The following is an 18,134-nucleotide window of genomic DNA, read 5'->3' on the forward strand; positions in this document are numbered from 1 at the left end:
TTATTTTGCAAAAACTGATTGATACAGCACGTACTGCATTGGCAGAGGGTAAGGATGAATATGCCTATGGCGTGTTGGCTCAGGTTATACAAACGGAGCCTGATAATCAGCAGGCTCTGTTTTTATTGAGTGTGATGGCACACAAATATGCAAATTATCGCAAAGAACAGCAATTACTACTTACGCTTTGCCAGTTAAACCCCGGACATGATCTTTACCGGGTATTTCTGGCACGCGCACATGTACTGTGTGGTGAAACTGACCAAGCGTACCCAATACTTAATGCGCTGGATATTAAACAGCTCACCGATCCTGTGTTGCTCGATGCAGTGGCTTCGAGTTTTAACCGCATGAACTTGTATCGACAGGCTTGTATCGCCTATCAGCGACTAGCCGGGATTGATGATACGCAGGCGTCAACGTTTTTTAATCTGGCGAGCAGTTTTAAGTTTTGTGGGCAATTTAGTCATTCCGAACAAGCCTATTTTCACGCCCTAAAGCTAAATAGCGGGCATGTAAAAGCACAGGCCGGGTTATCTCATCTCACCCCAACGGGAGACGCTGCACGTATTGAAAGTTTACTTAGGTTGCAGCAGCAAATTAGTGATGTCGATTCACGTTTGCATCTTGCCCATGCCATATCTAAAGAGCTGGAGCAACAGCAACAATATCAGGCGGCATTTCAGACACTGACCCAAGCCAAGTTGCCGTTAAAAGCACAGTTAAATTATCAGTTTGAACAGGATGACGCTAAGTTCGAACTAGTCCAGCAAAATCTGATGAAACCGATAACCACTGTCATTGACGATACGCAGGAAATTTTTATTGTGGGTATGCCACGTACGGGCACAACCTTACTGGAGCGCATTATTTCTGCACCTGATAATGTGGTATCGGCAGGTGAGTTGTATCAGTTTTCTCTGGCGGTTAAAGAGGTTCATCAGCAAATAAATCCGGAGTTTAGTCCGCTATCCAGTTTGTCGTTAATGACTGAGGAGCAGGCAAAACACGCAGGGCAACTTTACAAAAAGCGTACCTCGTATTTCAGGGCAGAACCACAGCAGATCATATTGGATAAGTTACCACTCAATATTTTATATGCGGCGCATATTTTACAGGCGTTACCCTCGGCCAAAATTGTTTGTTTAGTCCGAAATCCACTGGATACGATAGTGGCGAATTATCGGCAGTTATTTGCATTTGAAGACAGAGCTGCCTGTTATTCGTTGTCACTAATGGATACAGCACGTTTTTATCAGCGTTTTATTCAGCTGGTCAATCAACTGGCGGCCAGATATCCCCAACGTTTTATTGTGGTTAATTATGAAGAGTTGGTGCAACAACCTGAGGTTATTTCACAAAATATGTTTAGCTTTTTAGGGTTAACCTGGCAAAGCCAATATGTGCAAATTGAAAAGAATCAGGCACCGGTAGCCACCGCCAGCTCAATTCAGGTACGACAAGGTATTTCCACTGCTAATCTAAATAACTGGCAGCGTTATGACTGTGAACTGACGGAGGTAAAAAACTGGTTAGCCGAACAAGGGCTTATATAATTTATTCAGCCCGCGAAGAGCGAAATTCAGATGGTGACATGCCAGTTAAGCGTTTAAAGAAACGTTGAAAGGATGATTTACTGTTAAACCCTGATTCCAGAGAAATATCTAAAATAGACATGTGGTTGTACTTGCTGTTGCTTAAGTAGCGTTTTACCTCTTCAACCCGGTGTGAATTAATAAATTCAAAAAAGTTAGTACCAAACTCGCGATTTATCGCAAATGATACATCGCGGGCCGACAGGTCAATGGCGTCGGAAAACTGTTCAATATTAATACTCTGATTTAAATAAAGTTTTTTCTGCTCGATCCCAATATTAATACCGTCAATGATGTGTTGCAGACTGCCTGTAGTCGACGCTTGTTTGGGTTTAGATGATCTGGCCAGCGTGAGTTGCTGTGATTGCGACACACTGTAAAAGAATAAGCTGATGAGCAAAATAAAGTTAAGGTAATTTTCTGTGACTCCATATGGCAGACCGAACACATTTGCCAGAACACCAAGCATCACCGCCCAGCCGTTGGCCGCAACAAACGCGATGGTTATGGCATAGAGCCAAATGATTGCCGCCTCATTCACTTCTGAATTATCACTAACCACATCTCGCTGATAAAAATAAACACAGGTTAAGGCGTAACAAAAATAGGTTAGAGGAATAATTTTAATCGCCCACCAGATCATATCGGTTGTAAAATAGGTTGTATGTTCAATCCCCACCTGATCTAACCTGAACAGGTTGATATCAATATTAAATGCATACAGTAACCCCACGATGACCAGACTAGGCAAAAAGTGCACTAAACCACCCACCGAAGGAGAGAATTTATCCTGAGTGATACTTTTTACGTAATAAACCAGTAAAGGCCCTTTTATCAAAGTGGCAAAAGTATAGAAGTAGGGAACAATAATATTTAACAGATGACTGATTGGTAGGTGTTCATTCCAGATCAGCATGATGCCGGTGTCAGCAATCGCAATGGATAAGAAAAAGGCGGCGAGTAACACCCGGCTATAAGTGTTTTTAGTATTAAAGACAGACTGAAAGACCGAGAGTAATAAGCTGACCCCAATCGATAAAATAAGGATCACATCGTTTAAATTAAAATATAGCTCGGTCATGTATGGAACTAGCGCTCTTTTTGTTGTTATGGCGTCTCATCTGTCGCTTGATGGACAAGATTTTTGGTACAGGAACCATACCTTATTTTGCCTTTGAAATGTATAGCTGTTGGCGTTGAATTCAACTGATACAAATGAAGTGATTAATAAATAAATGGTGGCCCCACCTGGACTCGAACCAGGGACCTAACGATTATGAGTCACAAACTAAGCGTTTACCATTAGTTACTTTATTTACCTGTTAATTACTGATTGTTTCATATAAATCAGTAGGTTATTGCGGTTTGGCTATCTCTGTTGCTTAATTTTTTAAGCAATTCAGCGCATTAGATTTTGCGCTCAAAGTAGCACAGAGGTAGCACAGCATGTCCGCAACAAAATTCAGATTTACAGAGCAGGCTCTTTTAAAGTTATCGGGCTCAGACAAGCGAACCAGGTATTATGATTCTCAAATGCCAGGTCTCATTATTGATGTTCTTCCATCAAATAAGAAAACGTTTCGGGTATACAAGAAGCTTCCCGGAACTCAGAAGCCATTAGCGGTGACTATCGGCTCGTTTCCATCAGTTACCGTCGAGCAGGCTCGTAAGCAAGCTAGGAAGGCTATGGCTGATATCGCGGAAGGAATGAACCCAAATGATAGCAAAAGGCATTTCAGAGCTGCTTCCGTCACACTACAAGCCGTATATAAAGAATATACCCATTCCAGAGAGCTAAAGCCGATTACTTTACGCGGATACGATCAGGTAATGGATTGCTATTTTGATGATTGGGCAAAGAAGCGTTTGGCTGACCTTACAGAAAACCGTATTTATCGTCGGCACTGCGAACTGACTAAGCGTAGCCCTGCGCAGGCAGACTTAGCAATGAGGATGCTTAGGGCTCTTTTTAACTTCGCCAGAGCTGAATACAAATCTTCTGACGGCAGAACTTTATTCCCCTACAACCCTGTTGCGGTTCTGTCGGAAAAACGTTGTTGGAACAATGTGGCTCGTAAGCAGACACGGCTTAGACCCTCGCAGCTAAAGCCATTTCTAAAGGTAGTTAATGAAATGCGTAATGAAGCCATTGTTCACAGACAAGACTTTACTGCAACAGTGTGTGATTTCGTAGAGTTTATGACTTATACAGGCCTGAGAAAAACTGAGTTGCTGGAACTTGAATGGAAAAATGTATTCTTAGACGATCAGCTATTCTGCCTGGATGATACCAAGAATGGTCATGGACTGGAGCTGCCGATCACCAAACCGCTTGAGGAAATCTTTAAAAGAAGGACTGAATACAGAGTGTCGGGCTTTGTTTTCGGTGCTGAAAACCATCATGGAAGAGTGATGGAGCCTAAAAAGATAATCAAGCAAATGAACGAACTAGCTGATGTTTCCTTCACACTTCACGATCTGCGACGAACATTTTGTTCTGTTGCGGAAACAATAGGGGTAGGTACATACACATTGAAACGACTACTTAATCACAAAACCAGCCGCAGCGATGTCACAGCCGGTTATACTGTTCTTACGGCTGAAGAGCTAAGAGAGCCAGCAAATAGAGTCTGTAAGCGGTTATTAGAGTATGCGGGAATTGAAACTGGCGTGGGTGACAGTTCAATAGAGCAATTGAAACTACAGTTATCAAGTTTGAGCAAAGAACAACGTCTTCAACTTATGTCAGCAATGATGGGGTAGGATTAAAACAATAGAGGGAGCCATCTGACTCCCTCACACATTAGCTGTACTAGCTCAGAACTGATCTGATAGTTACCCGATTTTTTCGGTGCTAGTGTCAGCTTAGATTTGAGCTAAGTTCTTTTCCGCTAATTCATATTAGCGGATTTTTGTAGCAGTTCAGCTTGCTTCACAATGGAATTCTGAGATTCAACAGCTCTGTCAATAACACGGCTGTATACTTTTTTCTTTTTAGACGAGTCGGCGTTGCGGACAAACTCAGACAGGCTGGAGTTGTATTTGGTTGTCTGGCCGTTTTTAAACCTGTCAAACATCATCATTCTCCCATTTGATTGCCCAATTAATGAGGCTCTTCTTAGCAAACTTAATGGCTTCTAGTTCAATATGCTTTTCTTCTTCAGTCATCTCGTGGTTTGCAACCGATACAGCTGATACTTATACACATACAGTAACGTTCAGTAATAGATAAATAAATAAAAACTAAAAGATAACTAATAGCGACCCTCTACAGCCAAAGCATATCAAGGACTTCACAGGAGATAGAACTTTTTTGATACACATTGAAAACCTTTCTCGTACATGGAAAAGTCGCTATTGAACCTTTTTCGTACACACGGCGAACTTTTTTCGTACACACGACGAACTTTTTTCGTACACAGCGACACCCGCTCGTACAGGCCTTGCCCAATTACCCAATTTGAATGATGTCATGAAGCCAGTTGTAGTGGTTGAACCGCTGTTCTTCCGCTTCTGAAGGCTATTCCTTTGTCCCTTACTTCAATAGAACATGTAGGTAGGCAATGTACTACATTCCCTAATGCCTTAATGACACGTTGTTTGAATTCGTAAAGGTTCTTGCAGCGACAACGTTCAGTAAATAGTACAGCTTCAAGAGTGGACCAAAGGATAAATTTGCTTCTTTTGCTGCCCTGTTGATTCATCGAGTAAGTCTTCATGTTCAAAAACAGGTATAAGTCGATTCCCAGTGGAGACTGGAGTTGATAAAGCAGCTGAAAAGCTCTGAAGTCGATCGGCATAGGATTCTTGATATCCTTCAGTGAGTAAGACTTAGTTACTTCTTTTGTATTCATTTCTGCTGCCGTAAATCGTTCATCGTTGAAGATCTTCATTTTGAGAGCTGAGCGGAAACTAGAGTAAAAGTTGGTCAGCTGGCAGGAACCACTTTGCTCTTTGCCTATAACGTCAAGAAATACCTGTCTTTGCGATTTGCCAAGTTCTTCCTCAATTACTTTTTCTATTCCTGTGGTGTTTTCAAGTTTCTTAAATTGAGTTTGCCAGTAACAAATGCTTATTCGGCCAAATGTACCGCTTGGAATACCGCTTTCGAATTCCAACTTTAAAGTTCTCCTGGCGTTTTCTTTTTCTGCTGAAGTTATCGATACGGTTTGGTTCTGACCCAATGGTAGTAGAACCGGATCGATCAGCACCATCGGATAGTAAGCTATATATTTTTTAGGGACATCTTCACAAAAAGATAACTCTCTAATTAATTCGCTCGCTGATTTCATCAAACATTTTCATCCATCACGCGAACTAATCATTTGTTTTCTGATTATCTATCCACTTGTCAAAATCTTTGGAGGGAAAAAGCAGTTTACCGTTCATCTTTATATAAGGAGGGACAGGATTGCATTCACCATACAGTCGGTTTCTGTATATGCGATTGTAAATAGTTCTTTTGCTAGAACGGAGTATGGCGGCGACTTCCTCTAGCAAATAGAAGTCTGGCTTGGTTTTTGATAGTCGGTTTATCACGGTAGTTACCTCGGTTCACTGGTAATGCTCAATATTTACCAGTGAACTTACTACCTATTGTTTTTTGGTGTGGCCAAAAAGTAGGGGAGACTTACAATACCCTTTTTTATATCCAGCATGTATGAAAAAACAGTATTTATAACAATCCCATTTATCAGAATTAGGCATGCCTAATTTTTGAAGAGGGGTCCTTAGAAAATTACTTGTGGTTGTCGATTGGTAGTTCTTTTCGATTAATATGAAAAAGGACAGCAAAAAAAACAACTACCCCCAGCATGAGTGCGCAGCTAGCAATGACAGGTCCCATATTAAACTCCTAAATCAAGTACCTTATAAAGGTCATTCTTAAAAGTGTCGTAGCGTTTGGTGGTGCGAATAGCGAGAAATAACAATACCCACGTTAATAGCATAGCATCAGACGTCATTGGTGATCTCTGCTGACTCAAATAATTTGGCATGCCAAATTTTAAAGGAAAGTATCATACAGCTCACCTCTTGACTGAGCTTCTTCAGCCTCTTGGCGGCTCATATACTCGCCATCAGCAATAACATTACCCGTACCATCATCTAACATATCGAGTTGATCTTCGTCACTTGAGTTACTTCTTGGCAGGGGATTGCCATTGCCATCTTCATCAAAAATCATTGCTACAGCCATGCCCGCTGCAAACTGTGCACTAGTTTTTAGTATCTTGCCAAACATATTTACCTCCGAGAATTTGGCATGCCAAATTTCCAAGCTAAGGAATCCTGAGTATCTAGGTCATATTAAAGCTAAGAAAATCTTAGTTTTCAATAGCCAATCTCTTACACTGAATTGAAAACTAATGATGGTTCACCGCTTCCAATGCGGTTAAAGCAGGCAAGATTACAGAAAGGTTTGTCCCAAAAGCAGCTAGGTATACTGGCGGGCATGGACAAGTTTTCTGCGTCTGCACGTATGAATCAGTATGAACGTGGCGTACATACGCCGGACTTCAAGACCGCTTTGGCATTGAGCAAAGTATTGGAAGTGCCAACCGCCTTCCTGTTTTGTGTGGAAGACGAGTTGGCTGAAAATATATTGGATTGGTCTATCAGCGATTAGAATTTGGCATGCCAAATTTTATTGACCGATTAAGTGAGTGAATTTCAAAATCTTCCAATCGGAACAACAGTCCGCCTTAGTAAGAGAGTAATCAAGAGTCTTGCTGAAAGTCTCAAATTTGCCATTTGCTGCCGCTCAGATGCGTAATACCAAACGACAGGAATGAGCGAATTGCGGTCATATGGTTTAAGTTCACCTACCGTATCAAGAACTGAATAAGCGGAGATTCACATAGCGCTATTCAAATTTTTTTAAAACATAGAAACATTACCTTCGATATTTCATCTCACATCCATCGGACTTATTGCACCTGACTTATGTTTACCTAAAACATGAGTATAAATTTGGGTGGTTTTAACGTCATCATGCCCCAGTAATTCCTGAACCACTCTAATGTCATGCCCTGTTTCAAGTAAGCGAGTTGCGAAGCTATGCCGAAAAGTATGTGATGTAACCCGCTTCAAAACTCCAGCCTCTTGAACTGCTTTTCTCAACGCTTTGCGAAATGCTGTTTGATGCAGATGATGGCGGCAAACATATCCGTCATAGGGATGTACGCATCGAGTGGTTGAAGGAAAAACATATTGCCATGACAAATTAGTTGCAGCTTTTCCATATTTACGAAGCAGTGAAGATGGCAGCGATGTCAGGCCGTACCCTTCATTAATGTCCTTTTGGTGGATGCTCTCTACTTTTTTAATTTGTTTGGCTATGGCATCTTTCGCCAATTCAGGGAACAGCGTCACAAGGTCTTTCTGACCTTTTGAACGGAAGATAAAAATAGTGCTTCGTTCAAAGTCAAAATCCTTTAAACGTAACTTTAGCACCTCAGATATGCGGAAACCTCCGCCATACATGAGTATGCCAATCGTTTTATGAACACCTTGCAGCTTATCAATAATAGCAATCGCGTCTTTATGGCTTAGCACTTCAGGAACACGAACAGGCGTCTTAGCAAACTGAAAAGACATGTTGGTCAAATCCATTTCAAGTACATGACGATACATAAAAATAACGGCACATAAGGCCAGGTTTTGCGTGGTTGGTGAGACTTTAACTTCGATAGCTAGATGCGTTAAAAACTGCTCAACCTCTAATTCACCCATGTCTTTAGGGTGGCGCTTGCCATTGAAATAAATAAATCGTCGGATCCAATGCAGGTAGGCTTTTTCTGTTTTCAGACTGTAATGCTTAGTTCGTAAAACCACTCTAATAGATTCTATAAATGGCGAGCGGGACATAATATTACCTTCAAATAACACTGTACATAAAAACAGGTGTAATGCAGGTTTTTGAAAAATGCCAATATCGCTTCCTATTAAATAAATTTCTTAGGACTCACTTTGTTTTTCAGAAAATCGCTAAGTTATTAATTTAATTATGGAAAACATTTTACCCATGGTTTTTAATAGGAAGCGAGAAAGTCTCGTTAAAGTCAGGCTCCTTTTGTTTTTTAGTTCTGCGGCAGGTTTGGCTGAATTGAAGTAGAAAATACGTAATAAAATCATAAGGTAAGCACTAAAAATGACGAATAAAATAATCAAACCGAGCAGTTGAAAATGCGAAATGCTCGTTAATAAGCGTTAGGTGTACTGGTAGATGCAGCCAAGATTAGAGATCGAATTTTTACGAGATGAACCTTCGAAAATATGGATAACTGCGTGCAATGAAGACTTCGCAGGAAAAACTGAGCAATACTTAAATGTTCAGCTTTTGGAAGAATTTGCTAATCAATTATCAGTTTTTCCTCAATCTAATTCAGATGAAGTAATCTTTAAAACTGGTGATGCTGACTCAAGTTATGGTTATTGCGAGCTTAAATTTCATTGCTTCGATTCAGCTGGTCATACTGCAGTGCTAGTCTTTGTCTCAAATGACAACGCATGTACAGCAAAATTTACCGTTCAATTCGAAACCTTGGCATTGGATACCTTTGTGTCCTCTATCAAGTTTTCTCTAAAATCAGGCTCAGGTGTTTCAGAATTAGTTGGTATAAAGCCGTATACACAAAACGTGTAAGTACACCTAACAAACCAAGTCAGCGGGACACTAACACGTAGGCTCCCGTCACTTCGTTCCGTATTTTAGCCTACGTGTTATTGCCCCTGCTTGGGGCGTTAACTGTCTTTAGGAATCATATGGACTGGGATATTTTCATAAAAGCTATCGGAATACTGGTTACCTTAATACTTGGAATAGCTCAACTACGTGCAAAACATCCGACCCAAGCGCTGAAAGATGCACTTAAGGATGATCTCGAAATTCTGAATAAAATGAAGCCAGAAGACTATGGATACAAAATTGTGCAATCTCACATAAAACTTGGAATTCTTGCTACCTACACGGTTTCACGTAAACGTTGGTATTACGTATACAATTGGGATGACTTGTTCATTGGTGGGTCAATAGCCGGAATCTTCACATATTGGACTCTAGTACTTATTGAGCAAGGAAACTTTTGGGGGTTTATGACGGCATTTTGTGCAATTGTTGGTTTCGGGATGATTCCCGATGCTTTTAAACAAGTTAGCGCTAAAACAGATGAAAGCCGTGACAGTTAACAAGTTGCCTAAATTCGCCGCAACCAACGCGGCTGGGACACTCACTGGGCTTCGCCCTACAGCGTTCGCATTTGCCCATTGGCAAAGCGTTATATGACATGACATTGCACTTCGTATTTGAACAATGGCTCTCAGAATTAGAGAGCGAACTCAATCTAGTTGAAGCCTCTGATATCAACGAAGAGGCAAACGGTAATCTATTTACTTTTGCAATCCTAACACTTGATCCAACTCCACTAAATACGGAACAAATCGAAGACTTTATTTCAAAATGTCTCCATATTTATCAGGCAAAGAATACTGGCTTAGCCAAGGTTTTCTATTGCTGGCTAGATGAACAAGCAGGTCAAATTCGTACAAGTGCAATATCAGCATCACATAATAAACTGCCATTCAGGTGCAACCTAAAATCCTGTTCTAGCAGTGAGTTGGCGTATAGTATTAAGTCAAATGAAAGTGGTTTGTTCAGTTGTAGACAGCTCAATGTGTGGCAACATGTCATATAACAATCGCATTAACACTCGCTTCGCTCGCTAGGGACAAATACACGTAGGCTCCCTTCGCGTTGCTCGGTATTTTAGCCTACGTATATTTGCCCGTTATGCGGGCGTTAGGGTTGCAGTCGGCTCATGAGCAATTTCTGTAAATTTTTTATCTTATTTATTGCTTTCTACATAATTCAATCAAGTGCTATGGATAAAGACGAAAACTCGACACAAGGATTACCTAAAGAGGTTGTGGATACAGTTACCAAAAATAAATCACTTAGGGATAAAGTAATCTCAGAAAATCCAGTACTTTTTAATAAAGTATCAGCCGCAATGTTTAAACATGATCCTATTGGTATCAATTTTGAAGATAACACCGATGAGTATGATCCTGAGGCTGGCACAGTAATTCCGCGATTGCCGAGCTGCAAGTCAGCTGACGACGTAGTTACTGTGCTTCATGAAGAGTTTAACTATTGGTTTGGCGCGGATACAGCCGGGAATCGTTCTCGATACAAAGAGCTTGGCACGGAAATTTGGTCAATATGGCAAAACAATGAACCCTAACAAGGTGCCCAAGTTACTCCGCCCGCAAAGACACGCGGGCTCCGCGGGACACGCTACACGTTGTTTCGCGTGCCCCTTGGCACAGCGTTATATTTCAAGGAGGATTTTTGAAAACACTGAAGTTTTTTTACGATAACCCTATCACTTGGGTCGTTTTTCTAGCTCTCCTTCAAGTGTCTGTCGCCTTCTACGTTCAGCCGAGCGCTGAAAAATTATTAAATGAGCAAGCACTTTACGAAAAGGTTCTATCCGACACACAAGGTAATACTGAACTAGTTGAATTATTTAAATCGCAACAATCGTTAATAGATAGCAAAAACGAGATGATAGTAGCTTCTCTTGATTTCCAAAAAGCAGTAGGTGGAATTTCTGCTTTAATTTTGGTGGTTTATTTATTTGTGTTGTTTCGTCGATCTAGGAAGTGAGCAGCAATGAAATATAACAAGTTGCCCAAGTATGCCTGCTTCGCAGACGGGACAAATACTCACAGGGCTTCGCCCAACAACGTTCGCATTTGCCCCTTGGCAAAGCGTTATATGCACGTAGTTTAATCTAGCCTCGGAGTAATAATGAGTGTAGAACTTTCACTAGCTGTATCTTCTGAAGATTGGGATAGTTTCAAAGATGGTAAAGATAAAACCTCCATACTGACCTTCTTACGTCACAGGTATGAAGAACGCTATTTTGAACCATTTAGCTGTAATGATAGTAAGCATGGTTTTAGCATGATGGCTATTTCGTGCCTTATGATTGAATCATTTGTTTCGTTGGAAAACGGCTGGAAGAAAACTAACAAACCAGGAAGTGAAGTTTTTGAATCGTTCTTTTCCAATTCTAAGTATTTAAAAGAATTTACTGGTATTGGTGGTGAATTTTATAAAAATATTAGATGTGGCATTCTGCACCAAGCTGAAACGACAGGCGGTTGGCGAATCCGACGTGATCATGGTTTACCGTTATTATGTAAAACTAATAAGATAATTCATGCTACAAAGTTTATAAATGCACTGAAGAAAGAGTTTGACTACTTTTTGGAAACATTAGAGGGTCTAGATTTTGATTCTCCGAATTGGAAAAAAGTAGTTAAAAAAATAGATTATATAGTTTCAAATTGCAGTTGATGTGCATATAACAAGCTAATTAATAAGGACAAAAAACAGTTGGCTGTTTTCGTTCCTCAACATTATAGCCAACAATTTTTTGCCCATTATTAGGGCGTTATGTGTTCACGAGGAATTAGACATTGGAAGAATATTTCGACGGATTGAGAGCAATTAAAACTAGATCTGATAACGTCCATTCATATAGATGGCCGTGTGCTTATATATTCTTTATTGGCTTGTTAATTTCTTTTGTATTCCCACCGTTGGGAATATTTGCTCCGGTTGGAATCTATCTTTGGGCTTTTCTGATATATCGGTTGTCACTTTCAACTTGTCCTAGATGCGGTCACAAATTTTATAGCCTAATTAATATATTGTTCGGGGGTTCACTTTATACAAAGAGTGGAATGTGGGGAGTAAGTTGTAATCATTGCTCATTGAAATTAAGTGAGTTACCAGAAGTTAAAGAAGTCAAAATAGAGTCGCACAAAGATGAATGGCTTAGATAAAACACATAACAAGTTGCTAAATTTCGTTCGTAAACTCACTGGGAAAATTACTGCTGGCCGTTCCGGCCTAAGCGCAGTATTTTCCCATTAGCAATGCGTTATGTTCACGGAGATATTTCTTGAAAGTCATAATTGCGATTATCTTTTTAGTTATAGGACTGGTCTTAGGGAATCAGTATGGAAAATCAGAGTTAAGCTCCTTCCGGCAACAGACAAAAGATAACGAAGCAATTAATCTTAATTTTCTTTCATCTACCCTGTTAGCATTAAATGATCCTGAAATGAGTGATGTCGCAAAGAGAAGCCTAAACCGGCATTTAATATTAAGAATGGTGGAAGTAACAGAATCAGATAGCCCATCGGCTTTTGCATCAGAAACAAAAAATTTGGTCACAACTTATATCGTCAGTTCGCCTACTAAGCAGTGTCACAATGAGAATTCTGAACAGCTATTTAAGTGTGAAAAGGAATTGGCATATAACAAATTAAGGAAAGTCATTGACGGTATACAGTGAACATAACAAGCCAATGTTGTTCAGCCAGCAAGCTGGCTTGGGAAAATTACTCGCTGCCACTTCGTGGCAAAACACTCGCAATTTCCCCAAATTGGGGCGTTAGGTGAACTCAGTGCATTGCGATCTTCCGGCTATTAAAGAACTTTGTGATGAGTTGGGAATAAATACTTCCATACATGATGGAAAGCTTGTCAAAGTAATGTTGGAGAATGATGTTTTCTTGTGCTTCGAAAACATTGAAGAAGGTGACTGTTTAATTGGTTTCGAGGGCACCCCATGGCATTTTCATGGCGACATCCAGTTTTGTGACGGAAGAGGTTATTACCTGGATGTAAATTACTTAGACGTAATTACAGAAATTACAAAAGGCAAAATATTAGTTTGCGAGCTGTGGGAAAATGAAAAACTTGAGGATCGCTATCTCATTCACAACGAATATAATGACGAATTCAAGTATATGCAGCCCAATGAGAAAATCGTTGTTAAAAGTTATGCTAAATAAAAAATCACCTAACAAGGCCACCAACGGCGCATTAGTTGCAAAAAACGCAACTAACGCTGGACTCGCTCCACGATGTTCCGCTCGCCCGTTGTGGCGGCGTTATGTTTGCTAAGGAAAGTCTGTGCTTCGAGGTTTGAATCATATCACCATTGCGGTCAGTGATTTGGAACGCTCACTTGCGTTTTACACTGAGGTTGCAAGCATGAAAGCTCATGTTCGCTGGGACAATGGCGCATACCTTAGTTTGGGTGATGTTTGGTTCTGCCTTTCGTGTGACAAGGTCGTGCCAAGTCAAGATTACTCCCACATCGCGTTGGATGTTTCAGAAGAAGATTTTGCTCCATTCACTGAAAAATTGCGGAATGCAGGTGTCACAGAATGGAAGCAAAATTCAAGTGAAGGTCATTCGGTTTATTTTTTAGATCCAGATGGTAATAAACTTGAAGCTCATAGCGGTAATTTACAATCTCGGTTAGTTTCGTTAAAAAGTAAACCTTATGCAGGCTTGGTGTGGCTTTAAGCAAACATAACAATCGCCTTAAACATCGCGGCCTACGGTCGCTGGACTCGCAACAAGTTGCTCGCCGTTTAGGCGGGCGTTAGGCATAGGTTCAAACATGGAAGTAAAATTCGGAACTGGATTAGATAATATTCGATTTGGCTTAGACCAAGCTTCCCTGAAAAGCTTACTTGGTGAGCCTAGTAAAATCGATAGCGATAACGATGGCTTACCTCTGCTTCAATACAACAAGTTAAAGTCTACGTTCTGGATGGACGAAAGGGATAAGCTTCACTGGATACAATGCTCAAACCCCGAACTATCGATTCAAGGAATCAAGATTATAGGCTTAGATACTGATGAAGCGATATCTAAACTTAAACAAATAATTGAAGCCTCTTACGAATTTGAAGATTACGGTTCAATGGAAAACTATAGCTTTCCAAAACTAGAGCTTGAGGTTCAAACTGAATATGGTGTTGTTACTACTGTTTGTTTTGGTCACTTATGGAAAAATGGCGAACCAGTGTATACCAATGCCTAACAAGGCGCTCAAAAATAGTCGGACGCGTAACACTTGGCTCGTGCTCGTACCTCGCAGATTATACCCAAGTGTTACTTGCCGCTTAGCGCGGCGTTATGGTTCTTTATGATTAAACACCTGCTATTTTTGTCGCTAATTTTTTCTAGTCCTTCATATGCTGAGGTTTTATCTGAAAAATCGAAAGATGTTGGCTACGGATTTAGGGAAGTGAGTCAACACGTCAAAATGCCGAAGGAACACTGGGAAGGTATTGGTCATTTTAATTTTTTGTATTTCAAAGATGTACTAATTAGTCAAACCAGTGACTACCTTATTTCAACTGATGGTACATTTGTCATTTTTACCAATGGGCCAACCGGAAGTGTACAAGTATATTATCCCTCGCTCAGAAAGACTGATACGTTGGAGCAATATGTCAAAGAAAAAGGCATTCCCACTTCTTTCGAAGAATTGGAAATAGGAAAGATACTTGCAGTTTATACAAGTGGCCAAAAACAGGTTTTTAATGTTGCACCCAAGCCATAACAAGCGCCTTATGTTGCTCGTAAACTCGCTGGGACAAATTTTCGCGGGCTGGCGCTTCGCGCAAGTGTAGCCCACTCAATTTGCCCCATAGACGGGCGTTAGGTAACCAAGGAAATTTAGGTGCATATTGTCATAACTGAGAAGGAAGTGGTTCTTACTAAACAGGATTACCAATCGTTCCGAGAAATTCAAAACGACTTCTTTGATTACGTCACCTCACTAGGCCCATGGTCATCGGAGGAAATAGTGGATTACCTTGAAATTGAGTACCCAAACATTACACCTTCTGCAAAAGAACAAGTAGACGCACTTATTAAATCTGGGCATTTTGAAGTTGCGTTAAAAGGTCTTGGTGAATAAGGTTACCTAACAAGTTACTCAAAAGGACGCAAAACGCTTGGCTTGTGCTCCTTCGTCGCTAATTATAGCCAAGCATTTTTGCGCAAATTAGTAAGGCGTTAAGGTTCTTATGAGAAAGTTTCGAAATCTTCCAAAAAAAGAAAACCATCAGTTGTCTGAGAAATTTTCTTTTCTTCTTAAGTACAATGAGGATTGTACAGAAGATGATTTCTCATGGGCGGCCATAACAATTTTTGATCATTGGCTTTATGAATCCGACTCATTCAATATTATTGACGAAGCGACAGACGAACAAAAACTAGAGTGGGATAAACGTATAAAAACGTTCTTGTCTAAACTTTGTGATATAGAACAACCTATTAGGTATAAGTATGTCGGACGTAATACGAAGCAGCGCTTACAGTTTTCTCGTTATATCGAAAGCTCAAAAGTAGGTGAATATGTCTCGGATTTGTTTAATGAAGTGTATTGCCCAAACATCGTTTTTACAGCCTTAGGTGTTGACTTGTGGTTTGAAGACAATTGGACAATCCACTTCAAATATAAAAAACAAGAAGATTGCCTCAGAATGTTCAGCTTAGCGGCTGAAATGAACTTATTTGTACTTCCGGCTTATTCGGCTGATCATTTAAACAAATACTCTGTCCTTTCAAAGTATTTGAGCGAGCAGAACCTTAACAAGTTGCTAAAGCAGGACTCGTAACAGTTGGCTCGGTTCCGCGTTGCTTCACATTTTAGCCAACAATTACTCGCCACTTAGGAAGGCGTTATAAGCCAAAGGAGTTTTGTGCCAGATGGATGCCGAAATCTACCTTTATTTAGTCTTGGGCATTTACGTATTTATAAATGCCTTTGTAACTATTTTCCTTTTCAATAGAGAAGATTTGAATTCATTACAAAGAGCAGTACAAATTGTTCTGGTGTGGTTAATACCTTTTTTCGGTGCTATTGGCCTTTGGCTGTTCAATAAAAGTCACGATGCCAAACCATCCAAGTACAAAGAATTTGGTGGCGGTCCAAGCAATGAAAGTTCAAATATGGTATCTGGAAGTAATGATTAAATTGGCTTATAACAAGCCGCTCAAGTTAGCCAGCTTCGCTGGCGGGACAAATTTTCGCGGGCAGGCGCTTCGCGCAAGTGTAGCCCACTCAATTTGCTCCTTAGCGGGGCGTTAGTGTTCAAATGAGCAAAGACGAAATATTACAATTAATAAGAGAGTCTCGGGAAAAAGGAACAAGTTCTCCGTTCGTTGGTGCGCTTGATCGTGAAGCTGAAATTGATAAGTCTTTAGCGCAGCTAGAGAGCTGCCTAATAACGCCAGTTCCGGTACAGGTTGTAGCGGCCTATCATGCACAAGAAGATTGCGAATTTATTAATAAACCAGATGTGGTAGCCATTGCGCAAGGTAATGAAGAATACTTGCTCTATTCCACTAGGGCTAAGCTCTTTGCAAAAGCATGGAAAACGGGCGAAAGCCAATTTACTATTTTAGGGTTCTCAACGGACGATGTGATCGCAGAATGGCGGGGCTAAACACTAACAAAACAATCAACAGGACTCCGCTAAGCGTGGTTCGCTTCGCTCACAATAGCACGCTTAGCTCCGCTCGTTTATTGTGGCGTTATGCATTCAGAGTTTCATTTGAATAATTTGTTTGACTATATATTTTGGGTAATTTGGGGAATTGGTATCTCTGTTGCGGTATTTGGCTTAATTGCCCCGAGGCTTCGAGTACCCTCAGAAAGCGGATTATTTCCGCTCTTCGAAGAGTACTGTAGCGGTTCTATTCATGTCGCGTGGTACCGAGGGCCTCTAGTTCGTCATTCAATATATGAGAATTTCATTATTTTAAAGTGTTTAGGGAACACGGCAGTAATACCTAGAGATACTTTATCCTTTGAGACCAGCAATGATCTTTTGGGCGAATTAATATCTTATAAATCACCCGAATATAAACTTTATAACTTGCAAGTCAGAACATCGTCAATATCGAGAGTTTTGGAAGTTATGTTGAATGGTGCATAACAAGCGCATTAAGGGCAACGGGACACATAACAGTTGGCTGGTTCCGCTGCGCTTCACATTGTAGCCAACTATTATTTAGCCCCTTATGCGGGCGTTATATAGCCAAGGATAGATCGGCGTTTGTATGACCTACGAAGAATTTTATTACAGTATTGATTGCAATTTTCCTTATCACAATGAAAGTGAATGGAAACGAATCATTCAGCAATCTATCGAGATTGGTGGTGACGCTCCCTTTATGGTGCTGCACGAAATATGTCGAGTGCCAGCATCAGAAAAAATCGAAGAAGCTAAGCACCTAGAAATGTACAACTTCTGGAAAGAGTCTTTTTCTAGTCCTGTACAAGAAATCGTTGAACCTGCTTCACTCTCATATATTAATAAAGGGGAGCTAACCGACAACGAGGCACTGGAGATTATGGTCAAACTTTCAAAGTTTCCAAACTCGTACAATGCTCTTCAAGTAGTTTTATTTTCGTGCCCCGATGATAAAGATTTGGTTGACGAAAAGTATGAAGAAATTGTTAGTATGTGGAAGTCGGCTACATAATAAGCCATTGCAGTGCGGGACTTTTAACAGTTGGCTTTCCTCACTGCGTTCGTTATTTTAGCCAACAATTAAAAGCCCCTGAATGGGGCGTTAAGTTGCAAGGAGGCATCCGTGAAGGATAAAGAAAAAATAGCAGTATTCATTGATGCAGATAACGCACCAGC

At 40.5% G+C, this 18,134-nt stretch carries 25 protein-coding genes and 1 tRNA gene; 19 read left to right on the top strand and 7 right to left on the bottom strand.

Features of this window, described 5'->3' with window-relative positions:
- The first annotated feature begins 5 nt into the window (after positions 1-5).
- Positions 6-1,556, top strand: coding sequence for a tetratricopeptide repeat-containing sulfotransferase family protein (locus H8B19_RS16335; protein WP_186507971.1), 1,551 nt, complete (start codon positions 6-8; stop codon positions 1,554-1,556).
- 1 nt (position 1,557) lies between these two features.
- Here the strand turns inward: H8B19_RS16335 and H8B19_RS16340 are convergent, their stop codons facing one another.
- Together H8B19_RS16340 and H8B19_RS16345 are read right to left on the bottom strand one after the other, a co-directional pair.
- Complete coding sequence (locus H8B19_RS16340) at positions 1,558-2,676, bottom strand: AraC family transcriptional regulator (protein ID WP_186507972.1); 1,119 nt, start codon at positions 2,674-2,676, stop codon at positions 1,558-1,560.
- Positions 2,677-2,831: 155 nt separating this feature from the next.
- Positions 2,832-2,905 (bottom strand) — tRNA-Met (locus H8B19_RS16345).
- 136 nt (positions 2,906-3,041) lie between these two features.
- On the opposite strand from H8B19_RS16345, the gene H8B19_RS16350 reads away from it, so the two are divergent.
- Positions 3,042-4,358 carry a tyrosine-type recombinase/integrase gene (locus H8B19_RS16350; protein ID WP_186507973.1) on the top strand — a complete coding sequence of 439 codons (1,317 nt, stop codon included), beginning with the start codon at positions 3,042-3,044 and terminating at the stop codon, positions 4,356-4,358.
- A gap of 128 nt (positions 4,359-4,486) precedes the next feature.
- Here H8B19_RS16350 and H8B19_RS16355 read toward each other — a convergent pair whose 3' ends face one another.
- The 4 genes from H8B19_RS16355 to H8B19_RS16370 all read right to left on the bottom strand — a co-directional run bounded on the left by H8B19_RS16355 (position 4,487) and on the right by H8B19_RS16370 (position 6,873).
- A complete protein-coding gene (locus H8B19_RS16355; protein WP_186507974.1) occupies positions 4,487-4,672 on the bottom strand; it encodes a hypothetical protein in 186 nt (61 codons plus the stop codon).
- Between the two features lie 393 nt (positions 4,673-5,065).
- A complete protein-coding gene (locus tag H8B19_RS16360) occupies positions 5,066-5,890 on the bottom strand; it encodes a hypothetical protein (protein WP_186507975.1) in 825 nt (274 codons plus the stop codon).
- A gap of 22 nt (positions 5,891-5,912) precedes the next feature.
- Positions 5,913-6,134 (bottom strand): helix-turn-helix domain-containing protein, encoded by a 222-nt coding sequence (locus tag H8B19_RS16365; RefSeq protein WP_338401537.1) that lies wholly within the window; start codon positions 6,132-6,134, stop codon positions 5,913-5,915.
- Positions 6,135-6,600: 466 nt separating this feature from the next.
- Positions 6,601-6,873, bottom strand: a complete 273-nt coding sequence (locus tag H8B19_RS16370; protein ID WP_186507976.1) for a hypothetical protein — start codon at positions 6,871-6,873, stop codon at positions 6,601-6,603.
- A gap of 78 nt (positions 6,874-6,951) precedes the next feature.
- Between H8B19_RS16370 and H8B19_RS16375 the strand changes: the two genes are divergently transcribed.
- Positions 6,952-7,221, top strand: a complete 270-nt coding sequence (locus H8B19_RS16375) for a helix-turn-helix domain-containing protein (RefSeq protein WP_186507977.1) — start codon at positions 6,952-6,954, stop codon at positions 7,219-7,221.
- 281 nt (positions 7,222-7,502) lie between these two features.
- Here the strand turns inward: H8B19_RS16375 and H8B19_RS16380 are convergent, their stop codons facing one another.
- Complete coding sequence (locus H8B19_RS16380) at positions 7,503-8,462, bottom strand: integron integrase (RefSeq protein ID WP_186507978.1); 960 nt, start codon at positions 8,460-8,462, stop codon at positions 7,503-7,505.
- A 358-nt stretch (positions 8,463-8,820) separates the two neighbouring features.
- On the opposite strand from H8B19_RS16380, the gene H8B19_RS16385 reads away from it, so the two are divergent.
- From H8B19_RS16385 to H8B19_RS16460, 16 genes are all read left to right on the top strand, one after another.
- The gene (locus H8B19_RS16385; RefSeq protein ID WP_186507979.1) at positions 8,821-9,240 is read left to right on the top strand and encodes a hypothetical protein; all 420 of its coding nucleotides are present in this window, start codon (positions 8,821-8,823) and stop codon (positions 9,238-9,240) included.
- A gap of 119 nt (positions 9,241-9,359) precedes the next feature.
- Positions 9,360-9,782 carry a hypothetical protein gene (locus H8B19_RS16390; protein ID WP_186507980.1) on the top strand — a complete coding sequence of 141 codons (423 nt, stop codon included), beginning with the start codon at positions 9,360-9,362 and terminating at the stop codon, positions 9,780-9,782.
- 98 nt (positions 9,783-9,880) lie between these two features.
- The gene (locus tag H8B19_RS16395) at positions 9,881-10,288 is read left to right on the top strand and encodes a hypothetical protein (protein ID WP_186507981.1); all 408 of its coding nucleotides are present in this window, start codon (positions 9,881-9,883) and stop codon (positions 10,286-10,288) included.
- A gap of 123 nt (positions 10,289-10,411) precedes the next feature.
- The gene (locus H8B19_RS18900) at positions 10,412-10,837 is read left to right on the top strand and encodes a hypothetical protein (RefSeq protein WP_206683201.1); all 426 of its coding nucleotides are present in this window, start codon (positions 10,412-10,414) and stop codon (positions 10,835-10,837) included.
- A gap of 107 nt (positions 10,838-10,944) precedes the next feature.
- On the top strand, positions 10,945-11,262 hold the full coding sequence (locus tag H8B19_RS16405; RefSeq protein ID WP_186507982.1) for a hypothetical protein: 318 nt from the start codon (positions 10,945-10,947) through the stop codon (positions 11,260-11,262).
- 144 nt (positions 11,263-11,406) lie between these two features.
- Positions 11,407-11,958: a hypothetical protein gene (locus H8B19_RS16410; RefSeq protein WP_186507983.1), complete on the top strand. Its 552-nt coding sequence runs from the start codon at positions 11,407-11,409 to the stop codon at positions 11,956-11,958.
- A 610-nt stretch (positions 11,959-12,568) separates the two neighbouring features.
- Positions 12,569-12,964: a hypothetical protein gene (locus H8B19_RS16415; RefSeq protein ID WP_186507984.1), complete on the top strand. Its 396-nt coding sequence runs from the start codon at positions 12,569-12,571 to the stop codon at positions 12,962-12,964.
- A gap of 112 nt (positions 12,965-13,076) precedes the next feature.
- Positions 13,077-13,466, top strand: coding sequence for a hypothetical protein (locus H8B19_RS16420; RefSeq protein ID WP_186507985.1), 390 nt, complete (start codon positions 13,077-13,079; stop codon positions 13,464-13,466).
- Positions 13,467-13,587: 121 nt separating this feature from the next.
- Positions 13,588-13,986 (top strand): FosG family fosfomycin resistance glutathione transferase, encoded by a 399-nt coding sequence (locus tag H8B19_RS16425; protein ID WP_186507986.1) that lies wholly within the window; start codon positions 13,588-13,590, stop codon positions 13,984-13,986.
- 97 nt (positions 13,987-14,083) lie between these two features.
- Positions 14,084-14,509 (top strand): hypothetical protein, encoded by a 426-nt coding sequence (locus H8B19_RS16430; protein ID WP_186507987.1) that lies wholly within the window; start codon positions 14,084-14,086, stop codon positions 14,507-14,509.
- A gap of 105 nt (positions 14,510-14,614) precedes the next feature.
- The gene (locus H8B19_RS16435; protein ID WP_186507988.1) at positions 14,615-15,034 is read left to right on the top strand and encodes a hypothetical protein; all 420 of its coding nucleotides are present in this window, start codon (positions 14,615-14,617) and stop codon (positions 15,032-15,034) included.
- A 120-nt stretch (positions 15,035-15,154) separates the two neighbouring features.
- Positions 15,155-15,394 (top strand): hypothetical protein, encoded by a 240-nt coding sequence (locus tag H8B19_RS16440; protein ID WP_186507989.1) that lies wholly within the window; start codon positions 15,155-15,157, stop codon positions 15,392-15,394.
- Between the two features lie 109 nt (positions 15,395-15,503).
- On the top strand, positions 15,504-16,097 hold the full coding sequence (locus H8B19_RS16445; RefSeq protein WP_186507990.1) for a hypothetical protein: 594 nt from the start codon (positions 15,504-15,506) through the stop codon (positions 16,095-16,097).
- Between the two features lie 91 nt (positions 16,098-16,188).
- The gene (locus tag H8B19_RS16450) at positions 16,189-16,455 is read left to right on the top strand and encodes a hypothetical protein (protein ID WP_186507991.1); all 267 of its coding nucleotides are present in this window, start codon (positions 16,189-16,191) and stop codon (positions 16,453-16,455) included.
- A 122-nt stretch (positions 16,456-16,577) separates the two neighbouring features.
- Entirely contained in the window at positions 16,578-16,928 is a 351-nt protein-coding gene (locus H8B19_RS16455) for a hypothetical protein (RefSeq protein ID WP_186507992.1), read from the top strand.
- Between the two features lie 616 nt (positions 16,929-17,544).
- Positions 17,545-17,970 (top strand): hypothetical protein, encoded by a 426-nt coding sequence (locus H8B19_RS16460; protein WP_186507993.1) that lies wholly within the window; start codon positions 17,545-17,547, stop codon positions 17,968-17,970.
- Positions 17,971-18,134 lie beyond the last annotated feature (164 nt).

This window comes from Neptunicella marina, assembly GCF_014270035.1.
GTDB classification, from domain to species: Bacteria; Pseudomonadota; Gammaproteobacteria; order Enterobacterales; family Alteromonadaceae; genus Neptunicella; species Neptunicella marina.